Source organism: Corynebacterium kroppenstedtii (genome assembly GCF_016894245.1).
In the GTDB taxonomy this organism is placed as follows: domain Bacteria; phylum Actinomycetota; class Actinomycetes; order Mycobacteriales; family Mycobacteriaceae; genus Corynebacterium.
In genome coordinates, this window is sequence record NZ_CP069792.1 from 586089 (window position 1) to 603710 (window position 17622).

14 protein-coding genes are annotated in these 17622 nt (G+C 54.1%); 8 read left to right on the forward strand and 6 right to left on the reverse strand.

Translation table 11 applies throughout. From position 1 onward, the window contains the following. The first annotated feature begins 89 nt into the window (after positions 1-89). Positions 90-2321: a fructose-specific PTS transporter subunit EIIC gene (locus I6J23_RS02665; RefSeq protein WP_275431238.1), complete on the forward strand. Its 2232-nt coding sequence runs from the start codon at positions 90-92 to the stop codon at positions 2319-2321. Between the two features lie 31 nt (positions 2322-2352). On the opposite strand, the gene I6J23_RS02670 is transcribed toward I6J23_RS02665, so the two are convergent. Further along, entirely contained in the window at positions 2353-4104 is a 1752-nt protein-coding gene (locus I6J23_RS02670) for a hypothetical protein (protein WP_204582418.1), read from the reverse strand. Between the two features lie 213 nt (positions 4105-4317). Further along, positions 4318-4986: an LppP/LprE family lipoprotein gene (locus I6J23_RS02675; protein WP_204582419.1), complete on the reverse strand. Its 669-nt coding sequence runs from the start codon at positions 4984-4986 to the stop codon at positions 4318-4320. Between the two features lie 208 nt (positions 4987-5194). Here I6J23_RS02675 and I6J23_RS02680 point away from each other — a divergent pair, with 208 nt between their 5' ends. The 5 genes from I6J23_RS02680 (at position 5195) to I6J23_RS02695 (ending at position 10459) form a co-directional block, all read left to right on the forward strand. Then, entirely contained in the window at positions 5195-5923 is a 729-nt protein-coding gene (locus tag I6J23_RS02680; protein ID WP_204582420.1) for a hypothetical protein, read from the forward strand. An 84-nt stretch (positions 5924-6007) separates the two neighbouring features. After that, complete coding sequence (locus tag I6J23_RS02685; RefSeq protein ID WP_204582421.1) at positions 6008-6259, forward strand: hypothetical protein; 252 nt, start codon at positions 6008-6010, stop codon at positions 6257-6259. Between the two features lie 421 nt (positions 6260-6680). Then, positions 6681-6806 (forward strand): hypothetical protein, encoded by a 126-nt coding sequence (locus I6J23_RS10810; RefSeq protein WP_275431239.1) that lies wholly within the window; start codon positions 6681-6683, stop codon positions 6804-6806. A 480-nt stretch (positions 6807-7286) separates the two neighbouring features. After that, positions 7287-9311 (forward strand): DNA/RNA helicase domain-containing protein, encoded by a 2025-nt coding sequence (locus tag I6J23_RS02690; protein ID WP_204582422.1) that lies wholly within the window; start codon positions 7287-7289, stop codon positions 9309-9311. A 176-nt stretch (positions 9312-9487) separates the two neighbouring features. Further along, complete coding sequence (locus I6J23_RS02695) at positions 9488-10459, forward strand: hypothetical protein (protein WP_204582423.1); 972 nt, start codon at positions 9488-9490, stop codon at positions 10457-10459. A gap of 664 nt (positions 10460-11123) precedes the next feature. On the opposite strand, the gene I6J23_RS02700 is transcribed toward I6J23_RS02695, so the two are convergent. After that, the gene (locus I6J23_RS02700) at positions 11124-12755 is read right to left on the reverse strand and encodes a YeeE/YedE thiosulfate transporter family protein (RefSeq protein WP_204582880.1); all 1632 of its coding nucleotides are present in this window, start codon (positions 12753-12755) and stop codon (positions 11124-11126) included. A gap of 465 nt (positions 12756-13220) precedes the next feature. On the opposite strand from I6J23_RS02700, the gene I6J23_RS02705 reads away from it, so the two are divergent. Further along, on the forward strand, positions 13221-14279 hold the full coding sequence (locus I6J23_RS02705; protein WP_204582424.1) for a hypothetical protein: 1059 nt from the start codon (positions 13221-13223) through the stop codon (positions 14277-14279). Between the two features lie 25 nt (positions 14280-14304). Here the strand turns inward: I6J23_RS02705 and I6J23_RS02710 are convergent, their stop codons facing one another. The 3 genes from I6J23_RS02710 to I6J23_RS02720 form a co-directional block, all read right to left on the reverse strand. Then, positions 14305-14445 carry a hypothetical protein gene (locus I6J23_RS02710; protein ID WP_204582425.1) on the reverse strand — a complete coding sequence of 47 codons (141 nt, stop codon included), beginning with the start codon at positions 14443-14445 and terminating at the stop codon, positions 14305-14307. 87 nt (positions 14446-14532) lie between these two features. Beyond that, a complete protein-coding gene (locus tag I6J23_RS02715; protein ID WP_204582426.1) occupies positions 14533-15153 on the reverse strand; it encodes a S1 family peptidase in 621 nt (206 codons plus the stop codon). Positions 15154-15527: 374 nt separating this feature from the next. Further along, the gene (locus I6J23_RS02720; RefSeq protein WP_204582427.1) at positions 15528-16418 is read right to left on the reverse strand and encodes a rhodanese-related sulfurtransferase; all 891 of its coding nucleotides are present in this window, start codon (positions 16416-16418) and stop codon (positions 15528-15530) included. Positions 16419-16616: 198 nt separating this feature from the next. Between I6J23_RS02720 and dhaK the strand changes: the two genes are divergently transcribed. After that, positions 16617-17621 (forward strand): dihydroxyacetone kinase subunit DhaK, encoded by a 1005-nt coding sequence (gene dhaK, locus I6J23_RS02725; protein WP_204582428.1) that lies wholly within the window; start codon positions 16617-16619, stop codon positions 17619-17621. The last annotated feature ends 1 nt before the right edge of the window (position 17622 follow it).

Consider the following 17622-nt stretch of genomic DNA (forward strand, 5'->3'; position numbering starts at 1 on the left):
GTCGACTTTCTGGACGGATATGTATAGCGACCGAATCGAGATTTGTATCGGTTGAGCCGGCCGGAGTGTCTAAAACTAGAGTCGTTCTCATGAGTACAGATGGAAATAGGGAGCCGTCATTAGGGGGAACGGCCGCCGTTGACGGGAGCACCGTTAACGAGAAAAACGCCGTTGACGGGGAGAACCCCACGGTCGCGGGATCAACGATCCTGGCCATTACTGCATGTCCGACGGGTATAGCGCACACGTATATGGCCGCGGAGAAACTCGAGGCAGCGGCCAAGGAGGCCGGCGCGACGATCAAGGTGGAAACTCACGGCTCGATCGGCGTCGATAATGCCTTTTCTCATGCGGATATTGAGTCGGCAGATGCCGTGATTATTGCGGCGGATATTGCGATCGACACAGAGCGGTTTGTCAATAAACGGCTGATCACGACGGGTGTTGATGCTGCAATCAGCCATCCTGATGATCTTCTTCGGCGCGCGCTGGTCGCTCCACGGTGGGGGCAGCCTGGCAGGGGAAAGTCGGGGCGCGGCGGCGACTATGGCGGGGGCGCCGGTGGTCGTGGAGTTTCCGGAAGCAGCCTCTCCCCCGACGCCACCGATGGAGCGGCAATGAACGGATCAGCGAGCGGATCGATGAGCGGCGAATCATTGAACCCTGCGACAGTGATCTATCGAGCTTTAATGGCTGGAGTATCGCGCATGATCCCCTTCGTGGTGACGGGCGGGTTGCTCATTGCCGTAGCGCTGTCCTTGGGTGGCCACCCAACATCGGAAGGAATGCAAATACCAAAGGACAGCTTTTGGTACGACATTAATCAGCTGGGCACACTAGCGTTCAGCCTAATGGTGCCGGTGTTATCGGCCTATATCGCGGAAGGTATTGCGGACCGGTCTGCGTTGGCGCCCGGTTTTATCACCGGCATGGTGGCCGTGACTGGTTCGCTGTATGGCTCCGAGGCGGGCACTGGATTTATTGGTGGCATTGTCACGGGGATTTTGTCCGGCTACGTAGCATTGGCTATTCGAAAGATTCCCGTTAATAAGTATGTGGCGCCTATTTGGCCGATTATTGTCATTCCGATTGTGACCACACTCATTGTTGGTCTGCTTGTTATTTATGTCATCGGCGCACCGATTGCATCGCTTTTCGACGCCCTGACGCACTGGCTGGCCAGCATGGATGGCACGTCTTCTGTGGTGCTAGGTGCTGTCTTGGGTGCAATGATCGCTTTTGACATGGGCGGTCCGTTTAATAAAACGGCGTTTCTTTTCGGTGGCGGTTTAATTGCTGCCGGAAATGCTGCACCTATGGGGATGAACGCGGCGGCTATTGCGGTCCCGCCGCTGGCAATGGGCGTTATTACTTTTATTCGCCGACAATGGTTTACTAAGCCTGAAAAAGATGCTGGCATAGCTGCCCTGATCATGGGATGTTTTGGTATTACGGAGGGCGCTATTCCTTTTGCAGCGGCTCGTCCGTTTCAGGTTATTCCGGCCAATGTTATTGGTGGAGCCGTGGCCGGTGCACTTGCCGGTTTATGGGGTGTGAAAGATAACGTCATGCACGGCGGACCTATCGTTGCCGTGTTGGGGGCTATCGACGGCGTTGTGTGGTTCTTCATCGCCGTGCTCGCCGGTATCGCGACGACGATCGCCGTCATGATCGGGCTGACACAAATAAGTATGTCCCGGAGTAAGAATTCTTCGACGACAGCGTCTGGCGCGAGTGACGATAGTGCTGTTGCTGATTCTTCTACTGATTCTTCTAACCCGCGGAACACTGGCACTACTACCAGCGCTGAACCTGACGGTGTTGTTTCCGGCACCAAGCGCGCTGAGACAGCAGATGCTCCTCACCTTATCGACGAAACGCTCGTTGTCCTGGACGATGACGCCCCTTCTGGAGATCGCGAAGACATCATCCGCGGTTTGGTAGACCACGCTGTGTCGGCCGGACGAATTACCGATGGTGAAGCAGTGATCCAGGCAGCGCTGGCTCGCGAGGAGCAATCGACGACGGCGGTGGGAAATGAAGTGGCGATTCCTCATGCGCGGGTAGCTGGCGTCACAACGCCGACGGTGTTGTTCGCCCGGATTCCGGGCGTTGGTGTCGACTGGAACAGCCCGGATAACACGACCGTGCATTTTGTGTTCCTCATTGCCGTTCCTGAAGGGGCGAATAAGAAACACATGAAGATTCTTGCCCAACTTGCCCGTGCCCTGATGAGAGACAATTTCCGCACTCACCTCCGCGACGCGACAACGCGCGGTGAGATAGTCGACGCTGTCCGGGAGACCGTGGGAAACCTATAAACACCTCTAAGTATTAGAGACGAATCCGGCTCTATTCCACTGATTTCAGAGTTGCCACGGCCCCGGGAGCCGGTACCGCCACATCTTTCACTGGTGAATTAATAATCTGGAATTCACTCGGAGTGACCCGCGCGAATATTTGGTGCGGGTCTTCGCCTTTGAGATATGTGTCCAGAAAACTCTTCAACTCGGGGTCATGTTCTGCGGCCTGCTTAGTTTCCTGCGGGACACGTATTGCCGCCACGTAATTTCGTGGGATCCCTTCGACCAATCCTGCGGGCCTCCTTCCGAATTCTCCTTCGACTGGCAACACACGCTGCGATAAAGGAGTTCCCAAGCGACCATCGACGGTCTCTAGGAACAGCGGATACTTCTTACCATTGATCGTCACATTGATGTCATGCTTCTCACTTGCGTAGTCGAAGTGATCGATGCTTAATGACGCATTGTCGGTTACTTTCCCCTCGTAACTAAAGGGAGATTCGTCCGCCAATGTATCTGCGCTTCGATCAGCGGAGGAGTTTTCAAGTTTCTTCCCCTCTAGCGGTAAACCGGTTGCGGTGAAGGCCCAGTTTTTATCGTCAAGAGCTTTGTGCCAATAGCCCGATTCGCCATCCGAATTCGTGCCCTCTACCCTGAGTTCGCGGTTCGTTGAGCCTGGTGCAGTCGTGTGGATAGAAATCCTGCTCGTGATTGTGCCAGGAATTTTTGGCTGGTGAGTCCACTCTTGCCCTTCAATCGCTATCGGCGCTGTGTTGTTATCCAATCGCTGTTGAAGGGCATTAGTTGCCGACGGGCGCTCGTCCGGATTGTTGGGATCGTTCCATTGGTAGCGGAATTGAGCTGGGTCGGCACCGCGAACGTCATAGTCGGACAACTTCGTATACATATCACCGTATTTATTGGTAATAAAAATGACCGATCCTGATGCTGACACAGATTCTGCTTGGAAACGCGAGTTAAATGGCGTACCGATTTCGTAGGAATAATCACGCGCAAGCCACGGATCAAGGCTGTAAAGATGCGATCCGTCTTGGCCGAGTGCGACTACTTGGGTGACTTTGGCATACGAGATCGGCTGTTCTTTACCGTCGGGCGTGGAATATGTTTTATCCACATTGTTGTCGATCAGAGTAAACGACCATTTCCCTTCCTCAGTGGTGGGCGATTGCAAACCCTTCCCCAACCACACCGGCCCTCCCCAGGCTCTGATCCAACCCCATCGTGTCGGGCTCGAAAGCAAATTACTCAGCGTGTACATCCAGCCATCTTTATCCAGCGCGATGAGAGAATCACCGTTGATGGACATGCTGACAATGTTTCCATCCAAACATTCGGGGGTCGGAAGATGCCGCCATTGCTCTTCTCCACGATGACGAACCACCAATGATCCCTCATGGAGTGCAACATCAATTTTTTCGTTGAAACCTTGGTGGTTGTCTCGTAAATCAATACGTTCCGGCAGGTCTTTATCATTTGCGACGGGTAAGGCATCATAACCATCATCACCAAAATCAGGCGCGACCAGCCCTAAAGGAAATTGTCCATTCCCTTTACTGATATCGCCGAGATAAGGGACGCACATCGCGTTCGGTTGTGAAGAAGCCGGAATATCAGGCTGCGGAGAATCACTGGGCGCACCATTGGCGACGGCGACGCTTGCCAGCGGAATAGAGAGCGTAACAATAGCGGCGGAAATGAAACGCGAATGCGAGGACTTACGTACATGTCGCGATCTACGAGCGTATGGGAAATACCGTCGGACATTGTTTCGATGGTCCATGACAATCAGCCTTTGTTTCGGGAGGTGAAACGCAGCGGTAAACGAGCCCATTGGTTGAGGATTATCGACCGCCAGATACAGCTCTACTGTTTAAAATCTTAGTTTCTGTGGGTGTTTCCCGGCGGCCAATAGATATTTAGATCGATAACGCGATCCCCCGGTTTACCCCCTGGGCGTAATTATGTATAACGCCCGGGAGGTTTCACACACGACTTAGTTTGGCGGTAATTCGCCTTCCATCACGACGGATTCGGATTGGTCATCCCACCGGAACGTGGCGATGGACCGTCCCGTTGGCGCCGCCTGAGGCTCTCCTGGTTTAGGCCATTCCCAAGTCACATTGATCGTTGAATCATCAACGCGTGAGATATACGGCGGGTTTGTCGGCTTCTGAGACACAGTTTTTATGAATCGGCCGTTATGGAACAGCATGACCTGTGTAGGAGGATTGCCGTCACCAATATACGTCGGAACTAATACTGCCCAAGACAAGGCCGCACACGGCTGATTGTCGAGAAAAGAGGAGAGATCAATATCCCATTCCCCCGACGAAGGTGGAGGAACCTCAGCCGCGTGGTCTTGATACTCCCGTGCAGCAATATTGTCGTTGCAGCTTTCCTGAGGTCTTCGCTGCTGAGCGGCAGTTTTGCCGTCGCTATCTGCATCTTGCTCGTCAGATTCAGCGACAGCACTACTGCCATCATCTGAAGCTGCCGCGTTTTCAGAGCTCGGAGTAGCGGTGGAGGACTTCGCAACCACAGACGTCGGCTGGTCAGCGGCCTGAGAGTTGTCGTTATCACCACCCTGGTTGCATCCAGCTAGCACGACCGCGCTAGCTAATAACGCAATGCCCTTGACTGCGTGGGACGATGACACTTTCATGCTTTTCTCGACCTCTCATCACCACATGGTGGGATTAAATGCGTATTGAAATTGAAGACGCACTTCCTAGCATAAGTGAAGCCCTCATTGTCGGCATCACAAACAGATGACAAGCGAATAACAAATCAGTTTCTTTTAGGACACCTATGCAGAATGTAATGCCAAGAACCCTCCTCAACGTTTAAATAAATAAAGGAGGCTGAAAAATATGAACGAACAACAATGGGGACAGGAACACCACGATGAAGCGTGGGGAGACACCGAGAATCAGAACGGTAACAACCCCCAGAACAACAATAGACCCAACGACCAGAACAACGTACCCAATGGGCAAACCGTTCAAAACAATGGTCAGTGGGGTGCTGGGACAACGGGGGATGCACAACCCACGACGGCCTTTCCTCCTCAAGGCTTTTATGGGCCACAGGGTTTCAATGGGCCACCGCCTAACGGCCAATTCAACCATTCTCCGACGTCCGGAGATCAACCATGGCCCGGGAATCCGTCCCAGCCTGTCAACCAGCCCTGGCCGGGGAACCAAGCACAGTACGGAAATCAGCAGTGGACCGGAAACCAACCTGGACCTGGACCGGTCGAATATCCCGGCGCGGTAAACCACCCGTGGCCCGGAAATCAACCACAGTTCGTTAATCAACCACAGCAGGGGAACCAGCCCTGGCCATCTAATCAACCCTGGCCCGGAAATCAACCCCCGCAACAATTTTGGCAACCTGTAGAGCCTCCACAAGAACCACCACAGCAAGGTCCACAGCCGACGCCACGGACGGGTGCAGAAGACAAGCGTCGCTCTCAATTCCCACGCCCGTCGATCGAGCGTCTCACGTCGGAAGGTCAGTCCGGCGGGGGACCCCACCACTCCTCCGACGGAGGAGCTAGCGGATCACTGGACCTCGCCCCTCAGCGCCTGATTCAATGAGCGGCTCGCAAGCTGCTACCACAGGACCACCCCAATCCGTGAGCGGTTCCCAAGTTTTCAGCGCAGGACCACCTGATCCGGTAAGTGGCTCACACGCCATCACAGCGAGCAGAAGCAAAGTCGCCGCAGGTGGAAGCTACCAAAAGTGACACGGTAGATGTCTTGACATCAACAAAAGACTTCATCAGGACGGCAATTCTTGGTGGTGGAGCGGTAGTCGGCGATGGTGTGGCCTACAACTGCTACACCACTAACGACGATTTCGATGAATCAACAATGTACATATTATTTTCGACGATATATTCGTCGGAAAAGATGATCGTGGTGGTGATGTAATATCTTCCCGACTTGCCGACCTCAAATTCAATTTCTAGATCGGATTTTCAGTGAACATGATGAATAAGCTGGCCTGTTTCCGAACCGACGAATACGAGATTCCAAGATACAGGACGAGGAACGAGTTTAAAACAAAAATTCGTTTATCCTGAGCAAAAATTCAAAGACAAAAGACAATGGAAAATTGTACTATTGGAGCCCGCCCAAGTAGCATTTGTTATACTTCCATAACTTGACTCTCGCGTTATACGGCAGCTCGATGTAGATGCAATCAACTTGGTGGCGGTAAATTTAATTCTAAATGTTTAGAGAATGAAGGTTCTCTGTGCTTATCACCTTATAGAACAACACCTCTGAGTTGTATAAGGAACTTGGCAATTACGTCCACTGTTTGGATGAGGACGAGGACAAACGCGACACCATGCCAAGCACCCACCACAAGATCATCGCCCGAAACACCGTCGACTACCTCGGGGACCGACCTCTTCCTTTAGCGCGTTCCGACTCAGAGTGGCCAACCGAAATCCGTCTGGCACTTTTCGGGTAGCCCCTACCATAGAGAGTAGTGTCCCCCATCTCAGATGAACTCCGCAGGAGAGGTTTTAGCCACGTCTCCGTGACGAACCGAACGCGACGAAAGATCCCCATTATCGGGAGGGTGGTACTCAAAACGCGACCGAACGAAGGCTGGCTGGTTCTGTCTCAAATTGTCTCTTCACGCTCACATACCAGCTTCGGATCAGGTTCTCTAATTCGGGCAATGAGATCAGCTAAACACGACGTAAAATTACATTAGGTGCCCCGCAAGGGGTACCTCATACAAGAGCTTTATCCGTGTGACACTACAAGAAGCGGAACGGAGAGTTTTGATTCAGGATGAGTGCCTTTCATCAACCTCGACCCCATCCCATTACTAAGCCCGTCGGTCTTATATCTACAGGCCCGCAAGTCCGAAGGCCAGCTCCATGTGTCGCATCCTTAAGTTAAAGTTGTTCTAAATCATTAATCCGACGGGAGGAGCTGGGTCGTGGATAACCCGCGCTACCTGCAGCCAGCACACACGTTCATTGAAGACACTCGTTCTACCCTCGGTCTGAATTCCATCGTGGCCCGGTTACGAACGAAGGAGCAGGGGTCGACAGAGGCGATCCTCAGTGGTGAGGAAGGGTCGTGGCGTAACAGTCTTCCGGCGATGTCCCGAGCCTTGGAGAGAGCGGAGCGACCCGACTTGTGGGTGGCGTTGGAGTACAACCCCTACCAGGCTGGTAATCAGCGTGCTGATGTTGTTCTGTTGGGTACGAAAGGCGACAAAAAGGCTGTTCTCGTTGTCGAGCTAAAGCAATGGAGTAAGGCATCGTGGGATCCGGTTAAGCGTCGCGCGTACGACTTCGGTGCTGTTTACAAGACGTCACGCCACCCGTACGAACAGGCAAATGATTACGCACGGTTTCTTACCCACTACACAGAGGGGTTTCATCCATCGGATGCTCTGGTCGAGGGTGCAGCGTTCCTCCACAACGCCAAGTCCGCGAATATTGATTCGCTCTGGACTGCGGGGACTAACCATGCGGTACGTACCTTCGCTGGTGACAGCGAAGGTATTGAGGGTCTTACCGAATTGATTCGAGACACCTTCGACGAAGAATCCAACGGTGAAATTACTGCGATCGCGCTACGCGACGCTAACCCCGAACAGGGGCCAGAAATTTTGGACGCCGCTTCGGTAATCTTCCGTGATCCGGAGGCCTTCCCGCTAACGGAGGAGCAGCGAGAAATGGTGTACCAGGTGCAGGAAATCTTGCGCAAGACCGAAAAAGATGAGAACAATCCGTCAGGTAAGGCGCTGATCGCCATCGAAGGTAAGGCCGGTTCGGGCAAGACGTGGATCTGTCTTAACTTGCTAGCTCTGGAGGCACATGCAGGCAGACAGAGTTCGTTTGCTACTAACTCCACACAGCTACGCACGAGTTTGCAGAAGTCGGCAAAGAAACTTGATAAGGAGAATCCCCTGGAGGGCATGATTACCTCGGCTAAATCCTACTGGGATCTGGACAAGCACAAGGGGTCGAAGCGCCTGCTGATAGTCGATGAGGCGCAACGTATCTCGCAGTGGACCATTCGCACTGGATTCGCTAACGCCAAACATGTCCAAGAGGAGCTTGAGGCGAACAATAGGACCCAATTGAAGGAGTTGATGCTTGCCGCCGACGTTGTCGTGCTGATGATGGGTACCGACCAGCAGGCGAACGCTGGTGATTACCTCACCATTCAGAAGGCCAAGGATTTCGCGGAGAGTGGATTCTCGGACTACTTCAAGGTCCCCTTCTACCACCTCGAGTTGACTGAGCAACATCGTTCGCAGGGTTCGAAAGCGTACGAGGAGTGGGTTAAGCACTTGGTTCACCCTGATTTGGAGACACTCGTGTGGCATGACCAAGACGGCTTCACCGTGCGAGTAGCGGACTCACCCTCCGATCTGGAGGAGTTGACGATGGCACACCAGGATGATGTTGAGTACTTCGTGGCCACCGAGTCTCATCCGCAAGATGAGATCAGGACCCGCCCAGTGCAGAATCGTCTCCTGGCCGGTTTCGCCTGGGAGTGGCAGGCTTGGCCGAAACCGGCACCAACATCCATCGATGATGTGCCCTTCGACATCATCCTCGAGGACGGTAACTGGAAGAAGCGCTGGAATCTGCGCAAGAGTATCGACGGCTACCCCAACGATTCCAATTGGCCATTCAATCCTGATGGGTCCGAGCAAGTCGGGTCTGTCTTCAGCTCACAAGGGTTCGAGTTCGACAACGTTGGTGTTCTCTTCGGGGAGGACTTCGTGTACTCACCGGCAGAGGGCCGAATGACTACCGATATCAGCCAATCTAAATACAAGAAACTGACGCAGCACGCAAAGAACGATACGGAGAAAGCGGAGCGCATCCGCGACCAGTACAACGTGCTGCTGACTCGTGGCATGAACTCCGTAGCTTTGTATTCAGTCGACCCCGCGACGAACCATTGGCTTAAGTCCATCGTCAACCCCGACCAAGTCTAGCCACCCCTTGCCCCTCTACATGATCTAGAGAAGAAGCTCACGATAGGTCGGTAGAAGGGGCGCGCTACGTCGGGCTTTTCTTCGGCAGATCGGCGGAGATATCACTTCCATATCAACAAACCTCAGACGGCTTCATTCCTAACCAGGAATAAGGATTTTTAGGAGAGACTAGAAGAATGCGGAACGTGATTGTTTTCCCTGCAGCTGGGGACGCTGCTAAGGAGAATTATTCTAAAACGGTCGCAAACACGGTTGAGATCAATAGGCTTCGTGCGGAGATGTCTACTCAAACCGCACAGAACCTGGAAAACCATTATCCAGATGGTCGAGTGAGAATATGGGGTACTCGGTCTAGTAATAGGGCAGAGTTCGGCAAGATCAACCCCGGTGATGTCGTTTTCTTCTACGGCAACTATTCGATGTATGCAGTTGGCACTGTAGGAGTCGTGTTCGAAGATCGCCGACTTGCGAAACAACTCTGGGGTGACGGAGAAGCAACCTGGGAGCTAATGGTCACCATCGACGAGTGGACTGAAAACTACTTCCCGCTTGAGGCCTTTAATCGGATTTCGGGACGGTCGGACAGAAAGTTCCAAAAAATACGCGTTCTTACGCCTGAAAATGACGCAGATGGTGTCGAAGCGATCCTTAACGCGCTCGGTTTAGCTAATCCTCCGGGAAAGGATCGATCCGACAAGGTATCTGACCCAGAACTGTTTTTCGAAGGTCAGACGGATAGCAGGCAGTGGGTATCCGTTCGCAGGGAGCAACGCTTCCTGCGGGCAACCTTGTTGGAAGGCCGTAAAGCGGCGGAGTGCGTATTTTGCGGGAAACTGTATCCAAGTAACCTCCTGAATGTCGCTCACATCAAGCGCAGGAGGGAAGCTACTGAATCGGAACGTACTGATTGGGGGCACATTGCCGTTCTCGCCTGCGTCCTGGGTTGCGATGCGCTCTACGAGCATGGCTATATCTCCGTCAATGAAAACGGAAAAGTCATCGGTGCCCCATCCTCCAGAAATGATATGACCAAAGATCTCACCACCAAGGTCAATGCAGTTGTAGGCAGGGAAGTGGGCGTGGATCTCCGAGGTCGAGAGAAGTACTTTGCTTGGCACCGAGAAAACCTGTTCAGCCCAAACTGTTAACCTCAATCAGTAAGTAAACCCCAGCTGGCGATAAACCGACTGGGGTTCAACCGCGTGGTGGAGAGCCAAGCATGCTTCCCGGGGAATGGAGCATTCCCGATTCCGGTTCACTCTCCGGGATCTTGCTTCGCCGCAATGAGGAACTAAATGACAGTCCGAGCTTTTTCATTGCTACCGATAAAAGGGTTGGAGCAAATCGATCGCGGCCACTACGGGAGATCTATGGCATGGATTCGGTCTTGGGCGGGGGTTCTTGATACTAAATCCTTCGGGCTATTTGCGCCATATAAACTAAAAGTTAGATCACCAAATCATCCATAAAGTGATCTCGTACAAAAATTCTGTTATATGGAATTGCGACTCAACCTAAGATACTTTCGCAAGCGTAAAACTCTTCAGCCCCCGTCTCCTATCTTTAGCCCCACTAACTCCACATTTTGTGAGGTAAATGCCGACATTTAGCTGAAAGTCCATTGATAAACTATTCCGAAAAATACCCGCTCAGAGGATGCTCTAGAGGAAACGAACCATACAAACAAGGGCCCTAATTCGAACGAGACAGACCCCGACTACGTACCCGGTATTGCCTCATGCAGAGATAGCAACGGAAAGATTGTGTATTCGCCACGAAAGTATTACCTCTAAAGGCTAAGACACTATCGACTTATCCTTTGCGCACGCTAATGGTCCATCCGGCGTCGGCGGTGGCCTCGAAGTTTGTCACCTCGTGACCATCGGTCGCCGCCCATCGCGGGATAGCATCCGTCGCCTGGGTGCAATCGAAGTCGATGACCAGCTCATCCCCACTGGAGAGCTGCTGCATCGCGTTCTTCGCTTCAATCAGCGGGAACGGGCACACCGCACCCAGCGTATCCAGGGCAAACCGTCGCTCACCGACACGGCGTAAACCTCCGCGGAGCTTTGGGCTCACGTCATTAGGACCACCATCAGCCGGGCGCTCGAGCACAGACACCGCCGGTAAGCCAACAGCTGTCGCGAATCCTCCGGCATTCAATTCGGAATCGGCGGCAGAACCACCCGCAGAGGCGCCCACTAAAACAGGCTCGCGTTCAGAACTCTGACGATCTCCAGACTCTGCCAACACTGCACTGCGCTTAACTGCACCGGGCTCAGGCGTCAGGTCATCGACCCCAGCTCCAGGCGCTGATTCGTCGGAAGCGGGGGCAGGAGCCAAATCGCCGGCGCTAGCCGCGCGGGTGGCGTCGGCAGTAGATGGCGACAAGGTGTAGCCATCCGGATCTTGCGGATTGATCGGCTCGGCAGGCTTCAGCCACAGCTTCGCGGCGAACCCCACCCCCAGCGCGATGAAGAGCAAAGCACCCCAACCTTGGTAGCTAAACAGCGACGTCTGCACCATGCCGTTTCCGACCGTGCAGCCACCCGCCCACGCAGCGCCGACACCCATCAACACACCACCGGCGACCGACCGCACCGCCTGGGTTCCCGACGGAACTCGCACGCGGAACTCCCCCGACGCCTTCGCCGCCAGGTACGACCCGATCAGGATCCCCAGCACCAGGAGGGCCCCCCAGTTGATGCGGGTCGCGTCACCCGTCGTCACGAAACGAACCAGGTCCGAGCTGGGTGTTGTGATTCCCAAGCCATCGTTGCGCCCCGTCGCCGCCGAGAGAGGCCAAGCGATGACGCCGAGCACACCGACAATCGCCCCAGTCGTATACACGTGCCAGGGCTTTTCCGCCACCAGGTGCGCGAGGCCCGTCTTCTTCGCCGCAAGCTGAGCGATTTTCGGCTGAGTTGCCTCCACACGGACAAACTTCGCGACGAGGAACGCGGTCAGCACGGCCAACGGAAGGGCCAAGGCCCACGTCGACACGCCTAGTGACTGCTGAATAGTCGTAAGCGGGACCGTGTATTCACGGAGTGTGGTGTTGATCCCTTGTAGCGCGCCCGCTTTCATCGCAGCGGCCGACAAGCCATACGTGAGCAGGGCAATCCAGGACCCGACGAGGCCTTCGCCGGAGCGGTACCAGGTTCCCGACGCGCACCCGCCCGCCAACACAATGCCGACGCCGAAGAGGAAGCCGCCGATGATGACGGCGAAGGGGGCGAAGTCGTCGACCTCCGGGGTGATGACACCCAGCGATGTTAGTGCGGCTAAGCCCACCGCGTGGACGGCGATGACGACGAGGAGCGCCACGAATCGGCGCCACGTTTTCAGCGTGAAGATGTCACGCAACATACCGGTGACACAAAAGCGACCCCTTTGCATGACGTAACCGAGGACCGTTCCGAGCATGAGACCGGTAATAAGCATGGCAACCTTTCCGCTTGATGGGTGGCGTCTGATGAGCGCCACCCAATGAATGAGGGCAAATGAGGACATCCGCCCTACGTGACGACGGTCATACATGGCGACCACCGGTGTGGACGCCATGATGTCGTGCTTAGAGTAGCCTAAAATAGACCGCTCTGTCTACAGTCTTTGTGTAGAGCTTTTACAGCGGGAGTGAATGGCGCAATTTTCCAGTGGGGGTGAGGGTGCAGGAAAGGGCGGACCAGGAAAGAGCGTGCAAGAGTCCGACACCTGCGGGCTTGCCTCAACGCTCCCCACAAAAACGGGTACACAACACAGACTTGCGCCGTGGGTAATAAATGGTGAGCTTCACGTCTGCTTTAGTAGAAGAGTGCGAACACGGTGAAGTCAGCACGCGCAATTGAATACACAACTCACTAGTCCCTAGCTCACCAGCCTCCCCACCCCACCGAACAAGGAATCACCATGAGCGACAAATCAGAAAAACAGCCACACAATGACCCCGAAACCACCCAATTTCCGCCCAATAATCCCGAAGGTACGTGGAATAATGCGGGCGGTCAGGACAACACGTGGGGCAACGGAAGCGCGCAGAACAACGGAGCTTGGCAAAACACGGATGCGCAGAACAACGCGGCCGGTCAGAACAACGAAACACGGCAATTCCCGCCGGTAAACAACCCGAACAACTCACAGGGATCACGACAGAGGCAAGACACTCCAGGATTCGGCACTCAACCACCCAACCAATCCCAATGGGGACAACCGCCGACATCACAACAGCCAGCACCAAACCAAGGGTTTTCTCAAGCCGGATTTTCTCAGGGCGAGCATGCTCCAAGCGGGAATAACTATGGCGGAAATGGAAGCACCGGCGTCTCCGCAGACACAAAACCTAACCGCATTGGCGCAAAAGGCGTCGCCAGTATTGTTGGCATACTCGTGCTGCTCGGCGGAGCGATTGGTGGAGCGAGCTACGTGTGGTCCAACCACCACAATGGGCAGAAAAATGATGAAGCCACAATCGGCACGTCAGTAACGCAGTCTCGGGTGGCGACCCCGTCAGTTAATCCCACCCCCGGGCGGGAAACCACGGAACCTACCGAAAGAAAATCCGTGATTAATCCCACCGTCAATAATGACAACACGACGACAGACACAACTGAAGAAAACGACGATTCCGACAGTTCGAATAACAACTCGAATAGCAGTTCAGGAGGGGAATGCACGACCCAAGGAGCTAATGGGGAAACTTACCCGATAGTAATAGACAAAGGGGATATTGACTGCGCCGATGCTCAGGAAGTACTCAAGCGCTACTTCGACGCCCCCGACGGAGATGGGGGCCGAGATGGAGAGCGCCACGGCAATTTCCAATACTGGGATTCCACCGAGGACGATTGGGGCTGTTATTCACCCACGTACGTAACCGCGAAAGAAGAAGGCCTCAGCACTGGCTGCGGCAATGAAGAGTTAGGAGCCTCATTCTTCATTCCTTTTGACTCTGGGGAAGACCGCGACTAGGCCAACAAAGCTCTAGTGTCTACGATCAGCCGCTCACCGAGAGCCGTCGATACTCCTCGTCGATAATCGTCAGTAACTGATGGAAGAAATCCGGCAACGAACCGTCGTTGGTTATTACCCCATCGTTAGCGTCGGCAACTGTCACTAGTGAAAGCAAAAAGGTCATTAGTGCGCGTCGGTAGACGACTGCACTAATGACCTATCAGTGTCAAAGGTCTATCGGGCCTAATAACCTACCAGACCGAATGACCTATCAGGGCCAACTCTGAGTGAAGATGGTGCCGTAAATCCACGGGAGGAACTGATCAACCTTCGTGTAGTTCGCCATCGTCCGCCCCTGACCGTCCTTACCGCTCGACGAGCACAAAACACCGTAAAGGACGGGACCAATGTGGAATGCTCCGCCGGAGTCGCCATCCTCCTGGTGACCAATGATGGACTTTGTTTCGAACATATCCGCATTGCCTGGGCGTGGCCCTCGCGTCGGACCCGAAACAAAAGCCAAACCTTGTTTCTCAGGGAAGCGGGCATGGCCCCACCCAGTGAACTGCCCTGGCTGATTTGGCATAGGGCCGGGCGACGGCAACATGATGGGCCGAACCCCCATCGAAACGTCAGTGCGAACCAGAGCGACATCGGCGCCGCCCGGTTCACGAACGACTCGATCAACTTTGAATGTTTGCTGAGCTTGCTCACCAATCTTCACATGGCCACCCGGACCATGACTATTACCCAAACAATGTGCCGCAGTGATAACCCAGCGGTCCGATAAAACGGAACCACTACACACGCCACCAATAAGAACTTCAGCAGACCATGGTTCAAAAACGGCATTGTAACCATCAGCTACCGCATTCGCCGATGGTGCAGCCACTGTTGTCCCAACTACACATGCTGCAGCACATGCTATAGCGCTCAGCACTTTTCTAATCTTCAATTTTCTACCTATCACTGATCTACACGAAAGAAAACAAAGGGAAACGTGGAAACTCATGTTCCCACTCCGATATATCTACTTCGGCTCCCATTGCATTACATCATCTACATATGACGTCTGACAAGTCCATTGCGGTGCGATAATGCCGTTATCGGGGTGAGTTAACCCTCCTATCGGCCTTGGGTAGATTCACCACGCAAATGCCTTCGAGATCTATCTCACAGCCCAACAGAAATTGAAATAAAAAAACACTTTTTCAGAAATTGGTCGAACCTTAAAACCAGTTCGTCTTTACATCAGGTTAAGAAAAATCACACTAAAGCCGGTTCACATTCGCCACAATACTTATGCTTATGAGCAGACGTACATGCGTCACACCGCAAAAACAGTTTCCGACACTTGTCATTCGCGCAATTCACGAATTGTGCCGTCGGCTTTCCGCATTCAACACAGTGTCCTAACGATTCCGCGCCGTCGCCAAATTCCATATGCATTCTCTTATCAAAAACATATAAAGATCCATCCCAATACCCATCGTTTCCGTAGGCTTCCCCGTAGCGCACGATTCCCCCGTCCAGCTGATAGACCTCTTGGAAGCCGCGGTTCTTCATCAGCACTGACAAAACTTCGCACCGTATACCACCCGTGCAATACGTCACTACCGGTCGCTTCTTCAGTTCGTCGTACTTGCCGGATTCGATCTCATCCAAGAAATCGCGAGTCGTCGTCGTAGCTGGAACTACAGCATTGCGGAACTTGCCTATTTCTGCCTCCATGGCGTTACGGCCATCGAAAAACACCACCTCATCGCCACGTTCGTCCATCAAATGATGCAGGTCCTCCGGTTTCAGATGCGTACCGCCACCGATGACACCCTCTTCATTCACCTTCAATTCATCCACAGCGCCGAATGTGACTAACTCCGGGCGGACTTTCACGCTCAAGCGGGGGAAGTCATCCCCTTCACCCTCTGACCACTTAATATCGGCATTCTTAAAAGGTGCGTAGCTGCGCGTTTCACGGCAATAACGTTTGACGTCGTTAAGTTCCCCGCCGAGCGTCGCATTAATGCCATCTTTAGAAATAATGACCCGGCCTTTGAGATTCCACTTCTCCGCCAAGGCCTTCTGCCACAGACGAATCGCTTCAGGGTCGGCTAGAGGCGTGAACACATAAAACAGCACAATTTTCGGCATGGACATGGTGCTGATTCTAATAAGACACCTGCCACGCCCAGGAAATCGTGAGGCTCCGATAAGCAGCTCGCCGCCCCTCAACACCTCTGTCTCGCGAGTAACCTAGGCCTACGAAGACTGCGGACCATCGACGCACTAAAACAAGAACTACAGAGCCACCCGATGGTGAAATAGTGAGCACACAGGCACCGAGGAGTCAGGTCTATGAAGAAATTAATCAACGACCCGCATGACGTCGTCACGGAGAGCATCGAGGGGGTGGGCTTGGTACACCCAGAGCTCGTCACGGTCAATCCTGACCCGCTGTTTGTCACCCGAAGCTCTCACAATGCCAAGGAACAAGGCAAAGTGGGCGTCATTTCGGGTGGCGGCTCCGGACACGAGCCTCTCCATGCGGGGTTCGTCGGCACTGGGATGCTCGACGCCGCCGTTCCTGGCGCCGTGTTCACGTCACCAACGCCCGACCCGATCCTCGAAGTGGCAAAGAGCGCCGATAAGGGTGCAGGCGTGGTGTTCGTCGTTAAGAATTACACCGGGGACGTGCTCAATTTCGATACCGCTGCTGACCTTGCCGATATGGAGGACATCGAGGTTCGGCAGGTCATCGTGAACGACGATGTCGCCGTTGAGGATTCAACTTTTACCGCTGGCCGACGTGGCGTTGCCGGCACTTTCTTGGTCGAGAAGATCACCGGGGCCGCGGCGGAACGCGGATTGTCTCTCGACGAGGTCGAACGCATCGCGCACAGTGCCATTCATAACGTGCGGTCGATGGGTGTGGCATTGACGTCGTGCACCGTTCCTCACGTGGGGGAGCCGTCCTTTGACCTCGACGACAGCGAGATTGAACTGGGCGTGGGCATTCACGGCGAGCCTGGCCGACATCGCGTCCCCATGAGTAGTGCGAATGAGATCACGGATCAGCTGCTCGACCCCATTGTTGCGGATCTGGAGCTGAAGAAGTCCGACCGCGTTATTGCCCTGGTCAACGGAATGGGCGGCACGCCGTTGTCCGAGTTGTACATCGTTTTCCGACGGGTGGCGCAGCGGCTATCGGACCTCGGTGTTGCTCTCGAGCGGTCCGACGTCGGGAACTTCGTCACCAGCCTGGAAATGCAGGGTGTGTCCGTCACGCTGCTCCGCGTCGATGATGAACTGCTCTCCCTGTACGACGATCCCGCCGAGACGCCGGCATTTGTCAAGAAATAAA

What these genes read in the sequence shown, in the direction of transcription:
- I6J23_RS02680 (WP_204582420.1), top strand. Translation starts at nt 5,195, where the DNA reads ATGAACGAACAACAATGGGGACAGGAACACCACGATGAAGCGTGGGGA.
- I6J23_RS02720 (WP_204582427.1), bottom strand. Translation starts at nt 16,418, where the DNA reads ATGTCCATGCCGAAAATTGTGCTGTTTTATGTGTTCACGCCTCTAGCC.
- I6J23_RS02695 (WP_204582423.1), top strand. Translation starts at nt 9,488, where the DNA reads ATGCGGAACGTGATTGTTTTCCCTGCAGCTGGGGACGCTGCTAAGGAG.
- I6J23_RS02665 (WP_275431238.1), top strand. Translation starts at nt 90, where the DNA reads ATGAGTACAGATGGAAATAGGGAGCCGTCATTAGGGGGAACGGCCGCC.
- I6J23_RS02700 (WP_204582880.1), bottom strand. Translation starts at nt 12,755, where the DNA reads ATGCTTATTACCGGTCTCATGCTCGGAACGGTCCTCGGTTACGTCATG.
- dhaK (WP_204582428.1), top strand. Translation starts at nt 16,617, where the DNA reads ATGAAGAAATTAATCAACGACCCGCATGACGTCGTCACGGAGAGCATC.
- I6J23_RS02705 (WP_204582424.1), top strand. Translation starts at nt 13,221, where the DNA reads ATGAGCGACAAATCAGAAAAACAGCCACACAATGACCCCGAAACCACC.
- I6J23_RS10810 (WP_275431239.1), top strand. Translation starts at nt 6,681, where the DNA reads ATGCCAAGCACCCACCACAAGATCATCGCCCGAAACACCGTCGACTAC.
- I6J23_RS02675 (WP_204582419.1), bottom strand. Translation starts at nt 4,986, where the DNA reads ATGAAAGTGTCATCGTCCCACGCAGTCAAGGGCATTGCGTTATTAGCT.
- I6J23_RS02670 (WP_204582418.1), bottom strand. Translation starts at nt 4,104, where the DNA reads ATGGACCATCGAAACAATGTCCGACGGTATTTCCCATACGCTCGTAGA.
- I6J23_RS02710 (WP_204582425.1), bottom strand. Translation starts at nt 14,445, where the DNA reads ATGACCTTTTTGCTTTCACTAGTGACAGTTGCCGACGCTAACGATGGG.